The 24,607-nt window shown below is 29.6% G+C and carries 18 protein-coding genes; 7 read left to right on the plus strand and 11 right to left on the minus strand.

Annotation, left to right across the window (positions count from 1 at the left end; translation table 11 throughout):
- Positions 1-21: 21 nt before the first annotated feature.
- Entirely contained in the window at positions 22-1,446 is a 1,425-nt protein-coding gene (locus MKD41_RS05150) for a CCA tRNA nucleotidyltransferase (RefSeq protein WP_240244370.1), read from the minus strand.
- 167 nt (positions 1,447-1,613) lie between these two features.
- Positions 1,614-2,174 carry an L-threonylcarbamoyladenylate synthase gene (locus MKD41_RS05155; RefSeq protein WP_240244371.1) on the minus strand — a complete coding sequence of 187 codons (561 nt, stop codon included), beginning with the start codon at positions 2,172-2,174 and terminating at the stop codon, positions 1,614-1,616.
- Positions 2,175-2,318: 144 nt separating this feature from the next.
- Between MKD41_RS05155 and MKD41_RS05160 the strand changes: the two genes are divergently transcribed.
- Positions 2,319-3,143 carry a glycosyltransferase family 2 protein gene (locus MKD41_RS05160; protein WP_240244372.1) on the plus strand — a complete coding sequence of 275 codons (825 nt, stop codon included), beginning with the start codon at positions 2,319-2,321 and terminating at the stop codon, positions 3,141-3,143.
- A 20-nt stretch (positions 3,144-3,163) separates the two neighbouring features.
- Here MKD41_RS05160 and MKD41_RS05165 read toward each other — a convergent pair whose 3' ends face one another.
- From MKD41_RS05165 to MKD41_RS05175, 3 genes are all read right to left on the minus strand, one after another.
- Positions 3,164-4,066: an ATP-grasp fold amidoligase family protein gene (locus MKD41_RS05165; protein ID WP_240244373.1), complete on the minus strand. Its 903-nt coding sequence runs from the start codon at positions 4,064-4,066 to the stop codon at positions 3,164-3,166.
- 17 nt (positions 4,067-4,083) lie between these two features.
- Positions 4,084-5,121 (minus strand): UDP-N-acetylglucosamine 2-epimerase, encoded by a 1,038-nt coding sequence (locus tag MKD41_RS05170; protein WP_240244374.1) that lies wholly within the window; start codon positions 5,119-5,121, stop codon positions 4,084-4,086.
- A 166-nt stretch (positions 5,122-5,287) separates the two neighbouring features.
- Positions 5,288-6,103, minus strand: coding sequence for a 2,3,4,5-tetrahydropyridine-2,6-dicarboxylate N-succinyltransferase (locus MKD41_RS05175; protein WP_240244375.1), 816 nt, complete (start codon positions 6,101-6,103; stop codon positions 5,288-5,290).
- A gap of 95 nt (positions 6,104-6,198) precedes the next feature.
- Here MKD41_RS05175 and ruvX point away from each other — a divergent pair, with 95 nt between their 5' ends.
- The gene (gene ruvX / locus MKD41_RS05180; protein ID WP_240244376.1) at positions 6,199-6,609 is read left to right on the plus strand and encodes a Holliday junction resolvase RuvX; all 411 of its coding nucleotides are present in this window, start codon (positions 6,199-6,201) and stop codon (positions 6,607-6,609) included.
- A 122-nt stretch (positions 6,610-6,731) separates the two neighbouring features.
- On the opposite strand, the gene MKD41_RS05185 is transcribed toward ruvX, so the two are convergent.
- From MKD41_RS05185 to MKD41_RS05200, 4 genes are all read right to left on the minus strand, one after another.
- Positions 6,732-8,951: a glycoside hydrolase family 3 C-terminal domain-containing protein gene (locus MKD41_RS05185; protein ID WP_240244377.1), complete on the minus strand. Its 2,220-nt coding sequence runs from the start codon at positions 8,949-8,951 to the stop codon at positions 6,732-6,734.
- Between the two features lie 36 nt (positions 8,952-8,987).
- Positions 8,988-11,624 (minus strand): glycoside hydrolase family 3 protein, encoded by a 2,637-nt coding sequence (locus MKD41_RS05190; RefSeq protein ID WP_240244378.1) that lies wholly within the window; start codon positions 11,622-11,624, stop codon positions 8,988-8,990.
- A 153-nt stretch (positions 11,625-11,777) separates the two neighbouring features.
- Positions 11,778-13,322 carry a RagB/SusD family nutrient uptake outer membrane protein gene (locus MKD41_RS05195; RefSeq protein ID WP_240244379.1) on the minus strand — a complete coding sequence of 515 codons (1,545 nt, stop codon included), beginning with the start codon at positions 13,320-13,322 and terminating at the stop codon, positions 11,778-11,780.
- Positions 13,323-13,343: 21 nt separating this feature from the next.
- The gene (locus MKD41_RS05200; protein ID WP_240244380.1) at positions 13,344-16,349 is read right to left on the minus strand and encodes a SusC/RagA family TonB-linked outer membrane protein; all 3,006 of its coding nucleotides are present in this window, start codon (positions 16,347-16,349) and stop codon (positions 13,344-13,346) included.
- 178 nt (positions 16,350-16,527) lie between these two features.
- On the opposite strand from MKD41_RS05200, the gene MKD41_RS05205 reads away from it, so the two are divergent.
- On the plus strand, positions 16,528-17,400 hold the full coding sequence (locus MKD41_RS05205; protein WP_240244381.1) for a helix-turn-helix domain-containing protein: 873 nt from the start codon (positions 16,528-16,530) through the stop codon (positions 17,398-17,400).
- Between the two features lie 48 nt (positions 17,401-17,448).
- Here the strand turns inward: MKD41_RS05205 and MKD41_RS05210 are convergent, their stop codons facing one another.
- Both MKD41_RS05210 and MKD41_RS05215 read right to left on the minus strand, forming a co-directional pair.
- Positions 17,449-19,884 carry a GH36-type glycosyl hydrolase domain-containing protein gene (locus tag MKD41_RS05210; RefSeq protein WP_240244382.1) on the minus strand — a complete coding sequence of 812 codons (2,436 nt, stop codon included), beginning with the start codon at positions 19,882-19,884 and terminating at the stop codon, positions 17,449-17,451.
- Between the two features lie 26 nt (positions 19,885-19,910).
- A complete protein-coding gene (locus MKD41_RS05215; protein ID WP_240244383.1) occupies positions 19,911-21,515 on the minus strand; it encodes an MFS transporter in 1,605 nt (534 codons plus the stop codon).
- A 498-nt stretch (positions 21,516-22,013) separates the two neighbouring features.
- Here MKD41_RS05215 and def point away from each other — a divergent pair, with 498 nt between their 5' ends.
- The 4 genes from def to MKD41_RS05235 are packed head-to-tail and all read left to right on the plus strand — an operon-like array spanning position 22,014 to position 24,595.
- On the plus strand, positions 22,014-22,601 hold the full coding sequence (def, locus tag MKD41_RS05220; RefSeq protein ID WP_240244384.1) for a peptide deformylase: 588 nt from the start codon (positions 22,014-22,016) through the stop codon (positions 22,599-22,601).
- A gap of 3 nt (positions 22,602-22,604) precedes the next feature.
- Positions 22,605-23,024 carry a DUF5606 family protein gene (locus tag MKD41_RS05225; RefSeq protein ID WP_240244385.1) on the plus strand — a complete coding sequence of 140 codons (420 nt, stop codon included), beginning with the start codon at positions 22,605-22,607 and terminating at the stop codon, positions 23,022-23,024.
- Between the two features lie 2 nt (positions 23,025-23,026).
- Entirely contained in the window at positions 23,027-23,806 is a 780-nt protein-coding gene (gene mazG / locus MKD41_RS05230) for a nucleoside triphosphate pyrophosphohydrolase (protein WP_240244386.1), read from the plus strand.
- A gap of 57 nt (positions 23,807-23,863) precedes the next feature.
- Positions 23,864-24,595 carry an SDR family NAD(P)-dependent oxidoreductase gene (locus MKD41_RS05235; protein WP_240244387.1) on the plus strand — a complete coding sequence of 244 codons (732 nt, stop codon included), beginning with the start codon at positions 23,864-23,866 and terminating at the stop codon, positions 24,593-24,595.
- Positions 24,596-24,607 lie beyond the last annotated feature (12 nt).

Raw genomic sequence — 24,607 nt, forward strand, 5'->3', positions numbered from 1 at the left:
ATATTAAATACAATAGAAGTTTTAACTAATTTTAAGTCCTAATTTTTCAGCTCTTTGCAGCATAAAAGCGTAAGCTTCATCGTAATCGTTTGCAATTTTACCATCTAAAATAGCTTCTTTTATAGCATCTTTAATTTGCCCAATTTCTCTACAAGGTTTTAAATTAAAGGTTTCCATTATTAACTCACCAGAAATTGGAGGTTGAAATTTACGTACGTGATCTCGTGCTTCAACTTCCTTAATTTTTTCGCGAACCATTTTAAAATTATTATGGTAACGTTTAAATTTAGTTGGATTTTTAGTTGTGATATCAGCTTCACAAAGCGTCATTAAACTATCAATATCTTCACCGGTATCAAAAATTAAACGCCTAACGGCAGAATCAGTTACATCAGTTGCTAAAACAATAGGTCTAGAACTTAAATACACCATTTTCTGAACAAACTTCATTTTATTATTTAAAGGCATTTTTAAGCGTTTAAATAATTTATAGACCATTTTAGAACCTACAAATTCGTGAGAATGAAAAGTCCAACCTATATTTTTATCAAACTTTTTAGTAGGCGCTTTTCCTATATCGTGTAATAAAGCTGCCCAACGCAACCATAAATCATCTGTGTTTTCAGAAATATTATCAACTACTTCTAAAGTATGGTAAAAATTGTCTTTATGTTTTTGACCTTCAATTTCATCTACACCTTGTAAATTTGTTACTTCAGGTAAAAATCTATGCAGTAATTTAGTTTTATGCAACAATAAAATTCCTACTGATGGCTTTTTAGAAAGCATTATTTTATTAAACTCATCAATAATACGTTCTCTAGTAATTATGTCTAACCGTTCAGCATTTCTAGTAATAGCATTTAAAGATTCGGCTTCAATAACAAAATTTAATTGTGAAGCAAAACGAATTGCACGCATCATCCTTAAAGGATCATCTGAATAAGTAATATCTGGATTTAAAGGTGTTTTAATTATCTTAGACTCTAAATCCGTCATTCCGTTAAAAGGATCTAATAAAACGCCATAATTGGTTTCATTTAAACTTAAAGCCAATGCATTTATTGTAAAATCTCTTCTATTTTGATCGTCTTGTAAAGTTCCATCTTCAACAACAGGATTTCTACTGGCTTCATTATAAGATTCTTTTCTAGCTCCAACAAATTCAATTTCAACATCATTATAACGCAACATTGCGGTTCCATAGGTTTTAAAAACCTGAACTTTTGGTTTATTTGGTAATAAATTAGCTACTTCTTGTGCCAATTCTATTCCGCTACCAACGGCTACAATATCAATGTCTTTTGGAGCTCCTCTTTTTAAAAAATAATCGCGAACAAAACCACCTATAACGTAAGAATCTAATTGTATTTTTTTTGAAGCTCTTGAAATATATTCAAATATTGGATGCATTAAAGCATCTTTGTATGTGTTATTATTAGGCATAAATTAATTTGACTATATTTTTGTTTTAATTTTTATAATTATTGTATTAAATTAACAAAGTATATAAACGCCAACCTAAATTAATTTCAGGGTATTACAATAAATAATTACTTGTAAAATAAAATTCTGAAACAAATTCAGAATGACGTAAACTTTATATTTTTAAATTATTTACGAAGTACAATTATATCTCCATTAGCTACAACTTTTAAAATAGTTGAAGACTTTTCGTTTACTTCTTCGCGCTGCAAATTTACAATATAGTCCACGCTATCCAAAATTGACTGCTCTATTTCTTTAAAACTTTTAGGTGTAGCATTTCCACTCACATTTGCAGATGTAGAAACTATGGGTTTTCCAAACGCTGAAATTAAGTGTTTACAAAACTTATTTTCTGGAATTCTAATTGCTACAGTTGCATCATCTGCAACTACATTTGTTGCTAAACCAATAGGATTGTTATAAATAATTGTAGTTGGTTTGGATGTCTCAGCCAATAATTCAATAATTTTATTTGAAATAGTTGGCACATATTGCTGTAACATGTTAATACTATCTACCAAAATTATTAAGCTTTTACTCTCTGAGCGATTTTTTATATTAAACACCTTTTTTACAGCTTCGTTAGAAGTAGCATCACATCCAATTCCCCAAACAGTATCTGTTGGATATAACAAAATTTTATTTTGCTGAAGTATTTTAACACTCTTATTTATTTCTAACTGCATGTTGCTTTAATAACTTAAAAAATTTATATTTTAATAAAACCAATTACTAAGAAATTTAACATTCCCATAAAAATTTCTTTAACATTAGTTAAAATTATTTTAGGCAAAGATATCTATTTTTAATTTTCAATTAATACATTTTTTATGGAGATTTCTGTTATAATTAGCACTTACAATTCTGAAGATTTATTACAAAAAGTTTTATGGGGATACCATAACCAAACTTTTAATAATTTTGAGTTGGTAATTGCCGATGATGGTTCTAAAGAAAGCACAAAAATATTGATTGAAAATTTTCAAAAAATTACAAACTTTCCAATAACACACGTTTGGCAAGAAGATAACGGATTTCAGAAATCGAAAATATTAAATAAAGCTATTTTAGAATGCAAAGCCCCATATATAATTATGTCTGACGGTGATTGCATACCAAAATACAATTTTGTTGAAGTTCATAATTCTAAAAAGAAAGAAGGGTATTTTATTTCTGGCGGATATTTTAAATTATCTAAAAACATATCAGAATTAATAGACAAAGAAACTATTTTATCTGGCAGTTGTTTTAAGCTTAAATGGCTTAAAAAAAATGGTTTAAAAAAGTCGTTTAGAAATAATAAGCTAACTGAAAAAAAATTAAAAGCAGGTGTTTTAAACACGTTAACACCAACAAAAGCAACTTGGAACGGCCATAATTCATCTGGTTGGAAAAAAGATATAATTGCTGTAAATGGTTTTGATGAACGCATGCAATATGGTGGACAAGATAGAGAATTAGGAGAACGGTTAGTTAATTACGGCATAAAACCTAAACAATTACGATATAGTGCAATTGTAGTGCATTTAGACCATCCACGAGGTTATGAAAACAAAAAAAGTTGGGAAATAAATAATAATATTAGAAAATATACACGAAAATACAACATTATATATTCTCCTTTTGGCTTAATTAAGCACGGAGTTTCTGCTTAAAAATATAAAGTTTCAGTTCTTTAAAAAACAGTAATTATTTTATGTTCTTCTGGTATTTTTGGTAATTTTAAATAATCTCCAATAATTTCATTATATTCATCAGGCACAAAATTCTTTTTACCATCAGCAGGATAAAAAGTAATTTCTCCAAAAATCGTTCTACCTTTAATTGAATAAAAGTCTACACGAGAAAACGGAAGATTTTCAGACAAATTATATGCCAATTTAATCATCTCATCAAAATTAGAAGGCTTCTCTACTTCTCCTTCAAAAAAAGTATTTTTAACAGTTGAAAATGGTAGTTTCTTCCAATCTAAATCATAAAAACACCTATAATCTTCAATCCCTCTCTCTAAATCAATTTGCACAAATTTAGGCTTCCCGTTAAAACAAAAAAACTTATAATCTAAAAGTACCTCTCTATCCTCTTCTTCTAAATATTTTTCAGCAATTATTTTTGGTTCAATATTTTTATAAGCCCATTCTAAGCCTACTTTTTTATATTGGCAATGCTTCATCCATTTTCGCATTGTCTTTTTAGCTTTTTTAATATCTAATTTACTTTTATCTTTTACAATAATATTTAAACTACTACCGTGTACACCTTTTAACACAAATTGATTTGGAAGTTGATCAAAATCAATGGCATCTACACTATAATAAACATTGTACAATTCATTTAAATAAACATCGCCTATTTTTTTTGACACATATTCTCTAACAGCAAATTTATCTGCCAACTGCGTTAAAAGTGGCACATGAAAATGCAACTTTAACCAAGTAATTTTTTCATTAAATTTTTTAGGATTTTCTAGATTTAACTTATCATCAGTATAATATCTATATCTAATTTTTAGCAATCTTTTATTAGGTAAAAATTTAAAATTTTTTAAAAGTCTATACGTTGATTTTTTAAATTTCATTTTGCTATAATAAGAAATTAAAATTTAAAATACTTTAAACGCTTTCGTATTTTAAACTTTCTTATAAGATTAAGCGGTTTGCTTTTTAATGATTCTTGCTCATTATTATTTACAAAATCTTCTACAGCATCAATAACTCTTTTACTCGATTTTCCATCAAAATATGGATGCTGTTTTAATGCAAATGATTCTATTTTTTTGATTAATTTTTTTTGTCTTTTTATTGCTTTTTCTATTGCAGGCTTAATTTTACTGACTTCAGTAACATTTATAAAGCTTTTTTTAGGCTTTCTATTATTAAATGTAATTACTGGTTTTTTTTGAATAATAAATTCTGTAATTATTGAAGATGTATCGGTTAACATTACATCTGCATTTTTTAATGGAGCTAAATCCTCTAAAAAAGGAATAAAAGTAACATTCTTATATGTATCTAATTCTTGAAACTTATGTACTATATCTTCATTCATTTTTGGATGTAAATTAACAATCCAATCCCAGTTTTCTTTTTCAATAAGTTTAACTATTTCATTAAAAACATTATCATTATGTGCTAAACTTAAACGTTCTGTAAATGTAGAAGCTACAAAAATAACGGGTTTATGTCTTTTGATATTATCTTCAATTGGAAACAAAATATCTACCTTAGACCAACCGGTTTCAACTACTTTAAAATTTTTATGTTTACGAGCTAATTTTTTAAACGTTTTTGTTGTTGAAGGTCCTTGTGTACAATACAAATCAAAAAAACCTCTTATTCTAAAATGTCCTTTCTCTTTACTTCGTTTATTTACACTAAAGCCATGAAACAATTGCACTTTTATACCTGGAAAAAAATGTGGTACTTCATTACTTGCCACTAAAACTGCATCTGGCTTATAATCAACAACTTCATCAACAGTATTTAATAAGTTTTCTGTTGGTAGCAACTTTTTTTTACTTTCTTCTATTTCTGCAAACCAAGCAACCTGATAACCTCTTTTTAAGATTTCTTCTTGTAATGGTCTCACTATTGGAAAACCATAATCATATGATATATAAAGTAAAAATTTCATATTTTATTATAATAGTAAAACAAAAATAGTGTTTTCAAATTAGTTAATTAAAAAAGAAGTTTAAATAATCTGTCATTTCTTAGAAAGAAGGAATCTTTCATAAAAAAAAGCTGTTTTAATTTTTAAAAATTAAAACAGCTTTTATAAAAATATATTAGAATTATTTTTAAACAGCTACATCATTCTCACGAAGCGCATCGTTTAAAGAAGTTTTTTTATTAGTACTTTCTTTACGTTTTCCAATAATCATAGCACAAGGAACGTTAAATTCTCCCGCTGGAAATTGTTTTTTATAACTTCCTGGAATTACTACAGAACGTTCTGGTACTCTACCCTTCATTTCAATTGGTTCTGGGCCTGTAACATCTATAATTTTAGTACTCATTGTTAAAACAACACCTGCTCCTAAAACAGCTTCTTTTTCTACATGAACACCTTCAACAACAATACAACGCGAACCAACAAAAACATCATCTTCAATAATTACCGGAGCAGCTTGTAAAGGCTCTAAAACGCCACCAATACCTACTCCACCACTTAAATGTACATTTTTACCAATTTGTGCACAACTACCAACTGTTGCCCAAGTATCTACCATAGTACCTGCATCTACATAAGCACCAATATTAATATAACTAGGCATTAAAATTGCACCTGCAGAAATATATGAACCATGACGAGCAACCGCATGTGGAACCACACGAACTCCTTTTTCTTTATAACCTGTTTTTAATGGAATTTTATCATGGTATTCAAAACAACCAACTTCTATAGTTTCCATTTTTTGAATTGGGAAATACAAAACAACAGCTTTTTTCACCCATTCGTTTACTTGCCATCCTCCATCTATTGGTTCTGCAACTCTTAAAGTTCCTGCATCTAATAAAGCAACAACTTCCCTAATTGTATTTTGTGTAGCTTCATCTTTTAACAATGCTCTATCTTCCCAAGCATTTTCTATAATTTCTTTAATTTTTTCCATTCCTTTAGTTTTGTTAAAGCGCAAATATAAAATTAAAATACGTATATCTTTCAAAATGACTAAATTTGCACAACTTTAAAATTTCTGTTATTATTTTGGGACGTATTTTAGCTTTTGATTATGGTGAAAAAAGAACAGGTATTGCAATAACTGACGAGCTTCAAATTATTGCTTCTGGACTTACAACAGTTAATACTAATAAATTATTTTCTTTTTTAACCGAGTATTTAAAAAATGAAACTGTTGAATTATTTATTGTTGGTGAACCAAAGCAAATGAATAATACTGCCAGCGAAAGTGAACAATTTATAAAGCCCTTTATAAAAAAACTAAGTACTACTTTTCCAAAAATCCCGATAAAGCGTATTGACGAACGCTTTACTTCCAAAATGGCTTTTCAAAGTATGATTGATAGCGGTTTAAAAAAAAAACAGCGTCAAAATAAAGCCTTGATTGATGAAATTAGTGCTACTTTAATTCTACAATCGTATTTACACTCAAAATAACAATTACTTACTAATACCTTTAAAAATTTAAAAAACAAGCTATAAATTACAAAAAAATTAGCCCCTAAACAATAAAAATTTATGGGCTAATTTGAATTAACATTATTCTAAAAGTTCTATTTTTATTTGATTCTTATTTTAAGTTTTTTTGAAATATTGTTCGATGCATTTCCGACATAAATTTCATAAGTACCTTTTTCTAAACTCCAATCTGAAATAGTTTCATTATAATAAGCCAAATCTTCTACAGCAATTGAAATTTCAACAGTTTCAGTTGAATTATTTTTTACTACAATTTTTTCGAAACCTTTAAGTTCTTTCGCAGCTCTTTTTACTTTTGATTTTGATTTACCAACATATACCTGAACAACTTCAGAACCAGTAATGACACCAATATTAGAAACATCACAAGTAACTTTAATAATATCTGAAGAAGTGTATGTTTTTTTATCTGTACTTACATTATCAATATTAAAATTTGTGTAAGATAAACCATATCCAAAGGCAAAAAGAGGTTTAATTTTTTGAGTATCGTGCCATCTGTAACCAACTAATATATCCTCTTTATATTCTTGATATTCACCATTTCCAGGATATGAAATTTCACCAAAATGATGTGCAGAATTGTCAGTTAAATGTACTGGAAAAGAAAAAGGTAATTTTCCTGAAGGATTTACATCACCGCTAATAACATCAGCTAATGCATTTCCTGCTTCACTTCCTAGGTACCAACCTTGCATTACCGCATTTACCTTTGACAACCAAGGCATTGCAACTGCATTACCACTTACTAAAACAACTCCAATATTTTTATTAACTTCAATTAATTCATCTAACAATTCTTCTTGTCCAAAAGGTAATCCATAATCTATTCTATCTCCTCCTTCACAATCTTGTTGATAATTTTTATTTAGTCCTCCAAAAAAGAGCACAACATCAGCATTTTTAGCAACTTCAATAGCTTCATTTTTTAAAGCTTCAGCATCTAATTCTGAAGGAATTACTCTACCATATACAGGAGGTCCTGAAGCATAGCCTAAAGCATGTACAATAGTTGCATTTTTATAACGATCTTGCAAGCCTTTAAGTGGTGATATTTCATTTTTAGCTTTTAATTCTGAAGACCCACCACCAAGAGTCATTTTTCTAGTTGCATTTTCTCCAATTACTGCAATTGTCATTTTTTTTGATGGATCTATTGGAAAAAAAGAATTTTCATTTTTTAACAATACAATCCCTTCAGCAGCAATTTCACGTGCAACTTCAAGGTGCTCATCATTATTAATTTTTCCAAATCCACGATTTTTATTCATATTGGTTCTAAACATTAAACGTAAAATTCTTCGAACTTTTTCATCTACAATGCTTTCTTCAATTTCACCTTTTTTTATCATTTGTAAAAAAGGATCTGCTAAATAATAATTATCGTATGCATTAAGTGAAGTTGAAGTTAACCCATCTGTACCTGTTCCCATCTCCATATCTAAACCATAAAGTGCAGCTTCTTTTGTATCATGTGTAGAGCCCCAATCAGAAATTACGACACCATCAAATCCCCAATCTGTTTTTAAAATTTTATTTAATAATTTATGATGTGTAGTATGTTGTCCTCTAAATTGATTATAAGCACCCATTACAGACCACACTCCACCTTCTACAACAGCTGCCTTAAAAGCTGGTAAGTAAATCTCATATAATGCTCTATCACTTACTTTTACATTAATATGATCTCTCCATTGCTCTTGATTATTTAATACATAATGTTTTAAACATGCGGCTACACCATTTTCTTGTACACCATGGATATAAGGTATTACCATTTTAGAAGCTAAAAAAGGATCTTCACCCATATATTCAAAATTACGTCCGTTTAATGGAGTTCTATAAATATTTACACCAGGACCTAATAACACATCTTTCTCTCTATATAGAGCTTCCTCTCCAATACTAACGCCATATTTTTTAGATAATTTAGGGTTAAAAGTTGCAGCTAAACATGTTAAAGCTGGAAAAGCAGTTATAGAATCGTTTGTCCACTTAGCATATCCCCAATTATCCCAGTTAATTTCACCTCTAACTCCGTGCGGACCATCAGACATCCAAACTTCAGGGATTCCTAACCTTCCAACTCCTGCAGTAGAAAACTTAGATTGTGCATGACACATAGCTACTTTTTCTTCTAATGTTAATAATGAAATTATACTATCAATTTTTAATTCTACATCTTGATTTATTATATTTTTAGAAACTATTTCTTGCGCATAAATATTCGTATTTAAAATTAACACTCCAAAAAGTGCTACCAATAACACACCTAGTTTTAAACTGTTTTTTCTATTCATTTTTTATTATTTAATTTTTATATAGATTAGTCAAATTTAGTTATTTTCAATTAAAAAAGGTGTTCCTTTAATGGTAACTATTTCAGATAATACATTGTTGCTTTTTCTTCCTTTAATATCAGGTTGTTCACCTCCAACAGAAATTAAAATTTCCTCATTAATTACCACTTGCTGGTAATCTTTATTCACTATTGCTAGTTGTTTAGGAGTAACAGTGAATTCAACAGTTTTGGTTTCTCCAATATTTAGATGAATTCTATTAAACCCTAACAACGATCGCGTAGGATTTAATCCGTCATCTTTAAGTCTTGTTGCATATAATTGTACTACTTCTTCTCCGTTAAATTCTCCTTTATTGGTAATATCGACTGATACTTTCAAATTTTGATTTGTTGAAATTTCTTTTTGTATTTTTAAATCTGAATATTTAAAGTTAGTATAACTTAACCCATAACCGAACGGATAAAGAGCTTCTCCTTTAAAATAACGATAGGTTTTACCTTTCATACTATACTCTGAAAATTCAGGGATATCATCAATATCTTTATAAAATGTTAAAGGCAACCTTCCTGCTGGATTATAATCTCCAAAAATCACATCTGCAATAGCAGTTCCTCCTGCCTGACCAGGATACCAAGCTTCAATAATTGCTGGTATATTATCATTCTCCCAATTTATAGCAACAGCACTTCCATTTAATAAAACTAATACCATTGGTTTCCCTAACTTATTTAATTTTTTCATTAAATCTGTTTGAGTTTTAGGAAGTTTAACATCCAATCTATCACCTCCAGAAAAACCATCAACTTTTACTTTCATTTCTTCACCTTCTAATAATGGACTTAATCCCATACACAAGACTATTAAATCAGATTTTTTTGCAATTTCAATTGCTTCTTGCTCTAAAGAATCTGTAGGTGCTTCCCATAAAAATCTCATAATAGCATAGTCTGTATTATTTTGCTTGTATTCTAGTTTTATTTTATATTTTTTACCAGCTTCTAGAGATACATATTCATATTCTTTTTTAGGATGATGTACATCTTCCCTTTCAACTAAAAGTTTATCATCTAAATATAATTTCATTCCTGAAAAAGCCTCACCACCTAAAGCATATTTACCTGTTTTTTGAACACTTATATACCCTGTCCAACGAACAGAAAAATGATCATATTTCATATCTGAAAAAGGAGCTTTAGTTCTCCAAATAAAATCAACATTTTTATCTACTTGAGAATGGTTTGGAGTTCCTTCGCAGTATAAATTTGAATAATATGCAGCATTAAGTCCATTTGTTTGTAAAGTTTCATCAGTAAATAATACAGATGTTGGTATGGCTTCAAAAATTGGTAATCCTTCTGCTGTTTTACATCCAACAGCAAAGTTAACTTCAGCATCTGGTAATTTATCAATAATACCTTTTAAAGGTGTTATTGGATTTGAAGGGTATCCATTATAATTTCCTAATAAAACTTCTAAATCATCTGAATTTGGACCGATAACAGCTACTTTTTTGACATCTTTACTGAATGGTAATAAATTATTTTCATTTTTTAACAAGACTAAAGATTTTCTAGAAGTCTCTAAAGCCAATAATCTATGTGTTTCAGAATCAACAACATCATAGGGAATTTTCTCATATTTTACAGCTCCTTCTGGAGCAAATAAACCCAATTTCAATCGCGCTACAATTAATCTTTCTAAAGAAACATTTAATTCGTCTTCAGTAATATGTCCATTTTTTACAGCTTCAACAAGAGCTGGATAAGAATCTCCACAATTTAAATCAGTTCCAGCTTTTACCGCCATTGCAGCAGCTTCTTGCTGATTTTCAGAGACTTCATGAGCTCCTTTATTATAAAAATCTTTTATAGCCCAACAATCCGAAACTATATATCCTTTAAAGCCCCATTTATTTCTCAATAAATCACTTAATTCCGTATTTCCACAACATGGTAAACCATCATAACTGTTATAAGCACACATTATAGAATATACACCAGCTTGTTTTATTACTTTTTCAAATTGTGGACTATAAGTATTTACCATATCATATGGCGTTGGAGTTACATTAAAACTATGTCTACTAATCTCTGGCCCACTATGAACTACAAAATGTTTTGCAGTAGCAATTAACTTATAATATGTTGGATCATCTCCTTGTAATCCTTTAATAAATTGCACACCAAGTTCTCCTGTCAAATAGGGATCTTCCCCATATGTTTCCATACCTCTTCCCCATCTAGGATCTCTAAAAATATTAATATTAGGTGTCCAATATGTTAACCCTTGGTAAATTCCTCTTTTATTTCTACTTGCAAATTCGTGATGTTTTGCTCTTGCTTCATCTGAAATTGCATTTGCAACTCTAAACATTTGTTGTTTATCCCACATTGCCCCCATACCAATGGCTTGAGGAAAAACTGTTGCTACACCTGCTCTTGCAACGCCATGTAAACATTCATTCCACCAATTATATTCTGGTATTTCTAAGCGTTCAATTGCTGGAGATTCATAGCTCATTTGTGAAACTTTCTCTTCTAAAGTCATTAATGACACTAAATGTTTTGCTCGATTTTCAAAACTTTCATTAGGATTTTTATAAATTGGTTGATTATCTACACATGAAAAAACTATAATGATTGTAACTATTAAAGAAACATATTTTCTCATTTCTATATTTTTTAATTGGGTTATTCATAGTCAAATTAATATAAACTATAAAAAGATTTGGGTTAATTTGAATTCTTTATTTTGATTATTAATACAAAAAACAACGTGTTTACCACGTTGTTTTTTATCTATTTAAAATACTAGTATTAGATATTAATAACCAGGATTTTGATCATCTTGTGTTAAAGCAGCATTTAAATCAATTTCTGTAATAGGTATTGGAAATAAGTCATTTTTAGTTGTATAACCAGTTCCAGCTAATTCTGAAGAAGCTTTTCCCCAACGAACTAAATCCCAAAAACGTTGACCTTCATGCGCAAATTCTAAAAATTTATCTTGCATCATAGCTTCAAATAAAGCATCACCACTTAGTGAATTATCTAAAGCATCTAAACCTGCTCTTAATCTAACTTTATTTAATTCGATAATAGCTTTATCATCAGCACCTGTTTTGTTATAGGCTTCAGCTGCTAAAAATAATACTTCAGCATATCTAAACAATCTCCAATTTACAGAATAATTTAACTCTTTTATACCACCCTCACTTGTATCTGAATCTTTTGTAGCATATTTTATTCTAATAGCTCCATCGTATCCATAAATTTCAACAGGATTTCCATCTTCATCTGTACTATTTACAGATCCTCCTGCATCAACTAATTCTTGTTCAGTCATTATAGTTGCTGATCTACGTGCGTTTTCACCAGAAGCTTCAAAAGCAGAAATTAATTTTGCTGAAGGGTAATTAAATCCCCAACCATTTAATAATCCTACAGGAGCTATATCAAACTCACCACGAGGTCCCATCAATTGTACGTGTAAATTACTTTCCATTCTTCCTCCCCACGCAACATTTCCCCAATCATAAGCATTTGTAGCAACGAATCCTATTTCTAATAAAGACTCAACTCCAAATTCTCCATCAACAGACCAAACATCTTCATTGGTTGCTGCTAATCCATAATTAGGATTAGAAATAACAGGTTCTAAGTAATTAAGTGCTTCAGAATATTTTTCTTGAAAAACTAATACTTTTCCCATTAATGCTTGCGCAGATGCTTTTGAAACTCTAAAATCTTGAGCTAAGGCACCTCTTGTTGGTAATCCGTTTATAGCTTCTGTTAAATCTGCTTCTACTTGTGCATATATTTCTGACCTAGGACTTTTTGGAATTGCAAAAGCTTCAGAACTTAATTCAGATGGATTAACCAATCGTAAAGGCACATCACCCCACATTGTTGTTAATTCAAAATAACACCAAGCTCTCATAAATTTTGCTTCTGCTAATACAGCTGCTTTATTTGACAATTCGCTAAGTTCTACATTTTCAATAATAGTATTTGCCAATGCAATTGTACGGTAATGTAAATTCCAAACACTTGTAACAGCAGGGTTTGATACAGATAAATTAACATAATCATTAATTTCTACTAATGGAACTTGATCTGTAGCAGAACCACCTCCACAATTAACATCATCTCCTGGTAACATTTTTACAAAATAAGCACTAGACCAATCTTTTGCATAATTGTACTGCATTAAATCATACAAACCTATTAAAGCTTGTTCCGCATTTTCTTCTGTATTGAAGAATGTCGAAGCATCTAAAACTCCAACTGGTGGAATTTCTACAAAGTCTTTACTACATGAAACACTTATTAAAAGTATAACTATAGTACTAAAAATTATTTTTTTCATATTTATATAAATGTTTTTTTATTAAAAATCTAATGACAGTCCAAACATAATTTCTCTAGGTATTGGATAGAACCCTCTATCTACACCAATACTATTATCTGAAAAACTACCTGCTTCAGGATCTAAACCTGAAAATTTAGTAAATGTAAAGTAGTTATCCATTGAAACATAAACTCTTAATCGTTTTAAAGAAATCTTTTCAATTAATTCATCTGCAAAAGTGTATCCTAATTGTAATTGTTTAATTCTCATATAAGAACCATCTTCAACAACTAAATCTGATTGATATGCATCTATAGCATTTGCAGCACCTGGCATAGAAGCATTATCTCCTGCTTGTGTCCATCTATCTGTAAACCAATTTACTGGTTTATTTGTAAAAGGACGTGAAGGTTGGTGGTATGCAGCAATAATTTCGTTTCCTGCAACACCTTGGAACATAAGATTAAAATCGAAATTTTTGTAACCTAAAGATATATTACCTCCATAAATTAAATCTGGATGAGGTGACCCAATAAATGTTTTATCATTCGCTGTAATTCCGGCATTTCCATCAGTTTCAACGTAAATAGGAGCTCCTGTTGCAGGATCTATTCCATCTGTTTTATATCCATAAAAATACCATACTGGATATCCCTCTTCAAATCTTGTAACTCCGTCACCATTTGATGGTGCTGTAGCTCCTTGTAATGGAGAAGGTACAATTACATCCGTTACTTCATTATCTAAAGTAGAGAAGTTAAAATTAACTCCATAACTCAATCCTCCATCAGTAGTATCATTCCATCCGGCTTCAAATTCAAGACCTGTATTTTTAATAGTACCACCATTAATAGCTCCAACGGTTTGACCTAATGAAGGTGGTGCAATAATATTTCCATCAGGAATAATTAAATCTTTCGTAGTTTTATTATACCAATCAGCTCCAAAATTAAATCTACCATTAAACGCTCTTAAATCAACACCTATATCGGTTTGTTCTGAACGTTCCCAAGTTAAACTAGGGTTTGCTAAATCTCCAGGTGTTACACCTGTTACACCTTCATAAACAACTGGAACAGTACCATCAACAGTTCTAAATACTTGAATATCTCCATTACCTGCTAAGTTAGCATCTGAACCATTTTGTCCCCAACTTGCACGAAATTTAAAATAATCTATAGCGCTATCTTCATTCCAAAAGTCTTCTTTTGAAAGTACCCATCCAGCTGAAACAGCAGGGAAATATCCACCTTTGTTAGATGTAGGGAAAACACTTGAAGTATCATATCTTAAAGAACCTTCAAACATATATTTTCCTGCAAAATCATATGATAATCTTCCATAAACAGAGTTCATGTTTTTTTGGTAAATACTTCCACCAATTTTATCATTATCTCTATTAGTAAAATCGAAATATGTAAACTCTTCAGATTCTTGAGCTACTTCTCCACCTTGTAATGAATAATAAGGATTTTTAATTTTTTCAGCAGAATATCCTAATAAAGCTGAAAAGTTATGATCTCCTACTTGTTTTGTATAGTCTACAAAATTTTCCCACAACCATCTAGAGTTTCTACTTAAATTATCATTTAAAGTTACTTGTGAATTTTGCTCTTCTGAAGAAACATAATAAATAGGTGTCCATCTACTATCAATCGTATTAGATCTCTCATACCCTAATCTAGATGTAAAGTTTAATCCTTCAGTTAATTTAAATTTAGCAAATACAGATAATAATATTTTATCAGTATCAATTCCACCTCTATAAATATAGTTTGAAGACGCAACTGGATTTATTACCTCTCCAGTAGAATATGTTGGATAACCATAAACATTACCATTGTTATCTATCATTGCAGTTCCGTTTGCAACACCATCAGCTGCTCTTGAAGGTAAAGTACCAGAATAAATTACTGGAGTTAGCGGGTCAATTAATAACATACTGTTAATAGGACTTCTATATGAATCATCTTCTGAAATTGGAGAATTTGCAATATTTGTATAAGTAATATTTGCACCAATTTCTAACCATTCTTTTACATCACTTTTAACATTTAAACGTGTTGTATATCTTTTGTAATTATTATCCTCTCCAACTGTTCCATCTTGATCTAAGTATGAACCCGATAAATAATAAGATGTTTTTTCAGTTGCTCCAGAAAAACTAACATCATAACGTTGAACAAATGAATTATTAAAAGTTTCATCAATCCAATTAGTATTAATACCATTATCAACTACAGTAGCTTCACCTGCTTCGTTCATATAAGTTACAAATTGGCTAGCATCCATTAACTCCATTTTTGTATTTACAGATTGAGACCCTAAACTAGAGCTAAAACTAATAATTTGTTCACCTATTTTTCCTTGTTTAGTTGTAATAATTACAACACCATTTGCTCCTTCTGTACCATAAATTGCAGAAGAGGCTGCATCTTTTAAAACTTCAATATTAGCAATATCACTAGGAGCAATATTATCCATTGAGCTTACTTTCATACCATCTACAATATATAAAGGATCTGAATTACCGTTTGAACCTGCTCCTCTAATTCTCACTTTTGCTCCAGAACCTGGAGAACCTGAAGAAGAAACAACAGTTACACCTGAAACTCTACCTTGTAAAACTTGTTCTACACGTGGGCTCGATGAATTTTCAATTTCTTTAGAATCTAAACTAGAAATTGCACCAGTAACTAAGCTTTTCTTTTTAGTTCCATAACCAATAACAACTACTTGATCTAAAACATCTGACTGTTCAATAAGAATAACATTAATAACTTTTTCTCCATTTACATTAATCTCTTTTGTTCCATACCCAACATAAGAAATTTCAAGTACAGCATCTGGTGCTACATCTTCTAAAATGTATTTACCATTAAAATCTGAAGTTGTTCCATTACTCGTTCCTTTTACCATAATACTAGCTCCTGGCAATGGGCCATTACTGTCCGAAACAGTTCCTGAAACACTTTGTGCATGTGCAAAAACACCTAGCAAAAGGCTTCCAAGAAAAAGGATTTTTTTTAACATTTGATTTTTCATAAAAAATTTGGTTTAATTATTCTTTAGTTTTTCATATTAATAAATCCTAATGATTTAGTTAATACATTCACAAATTTATAGAAGATGTTAACAGAATATTAATATAATATTGTCACTTTTTTATATATTTACGACAATATAACATATAAATGAGACAAAATAATACATTATAATAGTTATGATTGCTAATGCTCACAGAGAAATAACTCGTTTAATACCTGAAGATAGTTTTTTAGTTGAAGAAAGAGTTAAAGATGATTTTGATTTCCCTATTCATTTTCACCCAGAATATGAATTAAACTTCATTTATAAAGGTAAAGGAGTAAGACGAATTATTGGTGACCATTCTGAAAACATTGAAGACATAGAACTTGTTTTAACAGGTCCAAATATTGTTCATGGTTGGCAACTTCATGAATGCACTTGCAAAGAAATTTATGAGATTACAATTCATATTCATCAAGATTTATTAAACGAAAAAACACTATCGCGTAGAATTTTTAAACCTATTAAAGATATGTTTGCTAGGTCTAAACACGGTATACTTTTTTCAAGAGAAACAACACTTAAAATAATGCCTCGATTAATGGTGCTTACTCGTATTTCAGGTATTGAGTATTATTTAGAATTTGTTTCTATTTTAAATGATTTAGCTAAATCTGAAAATCAAAGGATGCTTTCTAATTCAAGTGCAGAAAAAGAAGACTTTCATAATAGCGATAAAATTAAAAAAGTGTATGAATTTATTCAGGAAAATTTTAATAAAACCATAACATTAAATGAAATATCTGAATTGGTAAATATGAGTCCGGTATCTTTTAATAGATTTATAAAAAAACGTACAGGAAAAACATTTATTACTTATATAAACGACACGCGTATTAGCTTTGCTTCACATTGGCTTTTAGAAACTGATTTGACTATTGGAGAAATTGCATTTAAATGCGGATTTAATAATATTGCCAATTTTAATAGATTGTTTAAAAAATCTAAAAATTGTACACCTAAAGAGTTTAGAGAACAATTTGTAGGAATACAAAAAGTATTATAGTACCTAAATACTATAATACTTTTATAAGTATAAAAAAACTAACTCAAACTATCCCATAATTACTTTAATTTCATGGGATTTTCCTTTTTCTAAAATAGGTATTATATTAGATGTGATTGTTTCTCCATTAACAATCATCTTTTCAACCCCTTTACTAACATTATTAGGGTTTAAAACTTCAATATTATAAACTGCTCCTCTAAATTCTCTTTTCATTTTAAATCCATTCCATTTTGAAGGAATACAAGGATTGATTAAAAGACCATTATAATCTGGTTTTATACCTAAAATATACTGAGTAATTGTATAAAAATTCCAAGATGCTGTTCCAGACAACCAAGAGTTTTTTGCTTCTCCAGGTTTAAATGCTTCTTTACCAGCAATCATTTGACAATATACATAAGGCTCAACTTTGTGCAACTCTGAAATATCTTCTAAAAAACTTGGAGCTATTTTGGTATAATAATCGTAAGCATTATCTCCTCGACCTAGCATTGTTTCACCAATCATAATCCAAGGATTGTTATGACAAAATATACCTCCATTTTCTTTATATCCTGCAGGATACGTAGAAATTTCACCATATTCTATTTTATATTCTGTAAATGCCGGACTGTTTAATACAATACCATACTCACAATCTAAATGTTCTTTTACTGAATCTAACGATTTTTCAACCAAGCCTTCCTCTTTACCAATTTCAGCCATAGTACACCAACCTTGAGATTCTATAAAAATCTTTCCTTCTTCATTCTCTTTTGATCCTACTTTTTTACCATAATAATCATAAGCTCTTAAGTACCATTCTCCATCCCAACCGTCTTTTTTAACAGCTTCTATCATATTATCAACGTGTACTTGTGCTGCTTCGGCTTCTTTGGTTTTTCCAATAATATTACAAAGTTTTACATATTCTTTTCCATACACCACAAACAAACCAGCTATCATTAAAGATTCTGCTTGGCTATCTTTTTTGTTCCCTGTAGTTTGAAATGATTCGTTTGGATCTTTTGAAAAACAACTTAAATTTAAACAGTCGTTCCAATCTGCTCTTCCAATTAATGGTAATTGATGAGGTCCTAAATTATTTACTACATGGTAAAATGAAGCTTTTAAATGTTCAAAATGAGATTTAGCTCTAGTAACATCATTATCAAAAGGTACCATTTCATCTAACAACGAAAAATCTCCTGTTTCTTTAATATATTCTGTAGTTGAAAGAATTAACCAAAGAGGGTCATCGTTAAAATTACCACCAATTGCTGCATTTCCTTTTTTTGTTAATGGTTGGTATTGATGGTAACAAGAACCATCTTCAAATTGTGTAGAAGCTATATCAATTATTCTTTCGCGTGCTCTTTCTGGTATTTGGTGTACAAACCCTATTAAATCTTGATTTGAATCTCTAAAGCCCATTCCTCTTCCAATTCCAGACTCAAAGAATGAAGCAGAACGAGACATATTAAAAGTAACCATACATTGGTATTGATTCCAAATATTCACCATTCTATCTAACTTATCCTCTCCAGATTCAATGGTTATTTTACCCAATAAATTATCCCAATAAACTCTTAATTCATTATATGCTGCAGTTACTTTTTCAACGGTATCAAACTTAGCAATCATTTCCTTTGCAGGATTTTTGTTAATTACAGATTTGCTTTCCCATTTATTAGCCTCATCAACTTCTACATAACCCAACATAAAAATAAAATCTTTTTCTTCGTTAGGTTGTAATTCAATTTCAATATAATGTGACGCTATTGGAGACCATCCATGCGCAACTGAATTTTTTGATTTCCCTTCAGAAACTACTTCTGGATCATCAAAACCATTATACAAACCTATAAATGAATCTCTATCTGTATCAAAACCATTAATTTTTTGATTTACAGAGTAAAATGCATAATGATTTCTACGTTCTTTAAATTCTGTTTTATGATAAATTACAGCATCTTCAATTTCCACTTCACCTGTATTAAAGTTTCGTTGAAAATTTGTCATATCATCTTCTGCATTCCAAAGTGCAAATTCTATAAAAGAAAATAACTTTAACTTTTTAACTTTAGAAGTGGTATTTTTAAGACTTACTTTTTGAATTTCACCTAAAAATCCTAAAGGAATAAATTGTAAAACTTCTGATTCTATACCGTTTTTAACCCCTTTAAATTTGGTATAACTCATACCATGACGGCATTCGTAACTATCTAACTTTTCTTTTGCTGGTTTCCAACTTGGAGACCAAGTTGTATCGCCATCTTTAATGTAAAAATATTTGCCACCAGTATCTACAGGTACATTATTGTATCTATAACGTGTTAATCTTCTAAATTTGGCATCTTTATAAAAAGTATACCCTCCTGCTGTATTAGATATTAATGAGAAAAAAACGTCATTTCCAAGGTAATTAATCCATGGGTATGGAGTTTTTGGGTTTGTAATAACATATTCTCTATTTTCATCGTCGAAATGACCGTATTTCATTTTATTTTATTTTAATACTTACTAATTTATTCTTTAAGTCTTCTTGTATTTAATTCTAATGTAATTTCATTAAGTTTCTTTTGTGTAAGCGGATATAAAAACATTAATCCTGCTGCTATTACCGTAATAATTGCAGGTACCCAGCTCATTAACATAATAATTCCAGGGAAAGCACCTTGTATTGAAGCTGTATCTTGCCCATTATAATGGTAAGCCCCTAGAATTAAACCTATAATAGCACCCGCAATTCCACCTCCAAATTTAGTTGCAAAAGAACCTGCAGAGTATATTAACCCTGTTGCTCTACGTCCGTTTTTAAATTCTGAGTAATCTGCAGCATCACCAAGCATTACAAAAAACAAGGTTGGAAACATTGCAGCTGCAAATTCTGATACTATTCCTATCGCAAAAATTGCTTCAATATCTGTTGGTCCACAAAACATCAATAATGCATTAACACCACCCGAAAAAAGCAACGCATATATAAACAAATTTCTTTTACCTAATTTATTTCCAAGTGGCGCAGTTACCATTGCACCTAACACTGAGGCTAACATTAAACCTATTAAGAATGAAGCAGCTAATAATTGATTGTTTAAATAATGTGTAAAATAAATAATTACAATTCCTTGTTTTATAGAATTATAGATATTGAATAATAAGCCAATAACTAATAAAACTAACCAAGGTTTATTTGAAATTAAATCTTTAAAATCTTTTTTTAAATTATTTTTTTGTGTTTTTGGAGGTTGTACTCTTTCTTTAGTTGTATAAAAAGTAATAAACATTAAAATAGCTAGTAAAACAGACATTATATACATTGAATTACTATAACCTTCTTTTTGATCGATTATAAAAATATTGCTTTCAGATAAGTTATTTTCACCTTCAACAATAAAAGCATATTCTTTATTAGCTTCCATTGAAAAACTTTTTCTATTTGTTGGAATATTTTCTTCAGAATTCAATTCTGTACCATCCCAAATAAATTCAGCAATACCATCTTCTGTTTTAATATTAACATTATCTACATCTTTAGAAGTTGACACCGTTACTCTATACTTTTCATTTTCTAATTTAGAAACTTCAATATCTGGATTAATATTACCGTAATAAGCAACTAAAAAAAGTAAAGCTCCTTGCACTAACATACCTCCTCCAAATGCACCAACCATTCTAAAAGAACCTAAACTCGTTCTTTCTTTATCATCTCCTGTCATTACAGCCATAAGCGCTCCATAAGGAATATTATTAGCCGTATAAATTAGCGTAAAAAAGATGTAGGTAATATAAGCATAGATAATTTTACCAGTTGAACTTAAATCTGGACTAGTAAATAATAGCGATAAAATCGCTGCTAATGGAATTGCTGTCCATAAAATCCAAGGTCTAAATTTTCCATATTTAGATTTTGTTCTATCTCCAATAATTCCCATTAAAACATCACTAATACCATCGCTGAAACGAGCTACAAGCATTAACATACCCACAGTAACAGGACTCAATCCAAAAACATCTGTATAAAAAATAAATAAAAACGTGGCAACACCTCTCCAAGCAATATTCGCAGCTCCATCACCTAAAGCATAGCCAATTTTTTCTTTTAACGATAGTTTTTTTATTTCACTCATTTTTTAATTTTTTATTAGTTCAATTGCATAACTTAAAATGCTAATAACACACTGTAATTAAGTACAGTTTCATTAATTAAATAACTATATTTTAAATCTACATAAGAGAGAACTTCAAAATTTAAATTATACGTATCTTCATCACGGTCTTCTCTAACTTGTTCTATTACTCCACATCAGTAATTACTGAAGTTTGCATTTATTACAATTACATTTTTCAAAATTAATTAACTAATCAAAATTCTAATGATACTATTTTGTCTTTTTATTAACCATTTTTTATGTTTTATTACAAATACCATAAATTATTCACTTTATAATTGTACAACTTTAAAATAATTCACCTCTTAAAATCTTCAAAAAACACATAATCAATATTTTAATAATTGCTAAAGATTTATTTTGCCTTTTATAATAACTATTGATTTATAAATTATAATTCTCAACTCTTTATTATTAGTTCAAACTTTTGTACTTTTGCAATCCAAAAAAAAGAGTATGATTTTACCTATAGTAGCTTACGGAGATCCAGTTTTAAGAAAAGTTGGTATTGATATAGATAAAGACTATCCAGATTTAGATATTCTTATCGAAAATATGAAAGAAACAATGACCAATGCCAGTGGTGTCGGTTTAGCTGCTCCACAAATTGGTAAAGCCATTCGTTTGTTTGTTGTAAATGCTACTCCTTTTAGTGAAGATGAAGAATTAGACTCAGAAGAACGTAAATTTTTAGCCACTTTTGATAAAGTTTTTATAAATGCTAAAATTTTAAAAGAAGAAGGTGATGAATGGGCTTTTAATGAAGGATGCCTTAGCATACCAGATATTAGAGAAGATGTTTTTAGACAAGAAAAAATTACCATTGAGTATTTAGACGAGAATTTTGAAAAACATACTGATGTTATTAAAGGTATTGCTGCCAGAGTTGTTCAACACGAATATGACCATATTGAAGGAATTTTATTTACAGATAAAATTTCGTCATTAAAAAAACGATTAATAAAAAAGAAATTAGAAAACATATCTAAAGGGAAAATAAGAGCTGATTATAGAATGAAATTTCCCTTATTAAAAAGAAAATAATTTATGAAATTAAAAGACATTGTATCTGTAAGCGGTAAACCAGGTTTGTATGAAATTAAAGCACAATCTAAAGGCGGAATTATAGTAGAATCTTTATTAGATGGTAAAAAATTCCCAATAACCGTTACACATAATATTAGTGCCTTAAACGAAATTGCTATTTACACTTATGAAGAAGAAGTTCCGCTTCGTATAATATTAAAAAGTATTGGCGAAAAAGAAGGTGGTAAACAAGCAATTAGTCATAAAGAAAGCGGTAAAGTTTTAACCTCTTATTTTAGAGAAATTTTACCAAATTTTGATGAAGAACGCGTATATACTTCAAACATTAAAAAAGTATTGCAATGGTATAATTTATTAGCTTCTAAAAATTTCGATTTTACTGCAATTAAAGAAGTTGAAGAAGAAAACCAAGAAGCTTAATTATGAATTCCCGAGAACAACAACTTAAAGCATTTGGTCGATTATTAGATATTATGGACGAATTGCGCTTAAAATGTCCTTGGGATAAAAAGCAAACATTTCAGTCTCTTCGCCATTTAACAATAGAAGAAACTTATGAATTAGGCGACGCCATTCTAAATAACGATTTACAAGAAATTAAAAAAGAATTAGGAGACGTATTACTTCATATTGTTTTTTATGCTAAAATTGGTTCTGAAACAGATACTTTTGATATTGCTGATGTAGCTAACTCAATTTCAGAAAAATTGATTTATAGACATCCACATATCTACGGAGATGTTACAGTAAAAGATGAAGCTGAAGTTAAAAAAAATTGGGAACAACTTAAATTAAAAGAGGGCAAAGATTCTGTTTTAGAAGGTGTTCCCAAATCTTTACCAGCTATGGTAAAAGCCAATAGAATTCAAGATAAAGTTGCAGGTGTTGGATTTGATTGGGAAAAACCAGAGCAAGTTTGGGAAAAAGTACAAGAAGAACTTAACGAGCTAAACGCCGAAATTAAAAAAGGAAATACAGCCAATATTGAAGCTGAATTTGGAGATGTATTATTTTCTATGATAAATTATGCGCGCTTTATTAAAGTTAACCCAGAAAACGCTCTAGAACGCACCAATAAAAAATTTATTAATAGGTTTCAATATCTAGAAAAAGAAGCTAAAAAAATTAATAAATCACTCCATGATATGTCTTTAGAAGAAATGGATGTTTTTTGGAATGCTTCTAAAAAACTTTACAAGTAATTATAATAGTCTATTATTCTATTTTTTTTCCTAAATTAGTATTATAAATTAATAATAATGGACAATGTTTTAATAATTACCGGAGGAAATAAAGGTTTAGGTTATGGACTTTCTAAAGAATATCATAAAAATGGCTATCGCGTAATTTCAATTTCACGTAGCAAAATAGCTAAATTATACGCTTTAGAGCAATACCAATGTGATCTCAGTAATAGTGAAGCTATTGAAAGTGTTGTTCATGAAATATTTTCACATTTAGATAAAGACACCACCAAAATCCTCACATTAATAAATAATGCTGGAGACTTAGGAAATGTTAAAACTCTTGAGAATATAGCTCCTGAAGAAATAAGTTATACCATAAAGGTAAATTTAATAGCTCCTCTTATTTTAAATTCTTTATTTATAAAACTATCTAAAGGTTGGGAATGTAAAAAGAAAATAATTAATATTTCTTCTGGTGCCGCCATAAAACCTTATGAAAGCTGGTCTATGTATTGTGCTTCTAAAGCTGGTGTTGATATGATGACAAAAGTAATTGCTAAAGAGCAAAAAAACATAAAAAACGGTGTCAAAATTGTATCAATTTATCCAGGAGTTGTAGATACAAATATGCAAGAAAAAGTAAGAGAGATACCTAAAGAAAATTTTAAATCGGTGCAACGCTTTATCAATTTTTACGAGAATGGTGAATTATTTACTCCAAAGCAAGTCGCTAAAAAAATATACCAATTAGAAATAAGTGGCAAATTAAAAAACGGTCGTATTTTAGATGTTAGAAATGAATAAAAAACATCATTA

Source organism: Lutibacter sp. A64, assembly GCF_022429565.1.
Taxonomy (GTDB): Bacteria; Bacteroidota; Bacteroidia; order Flavobacteriales; family Flavobacteriaceae; genus Lutibacter.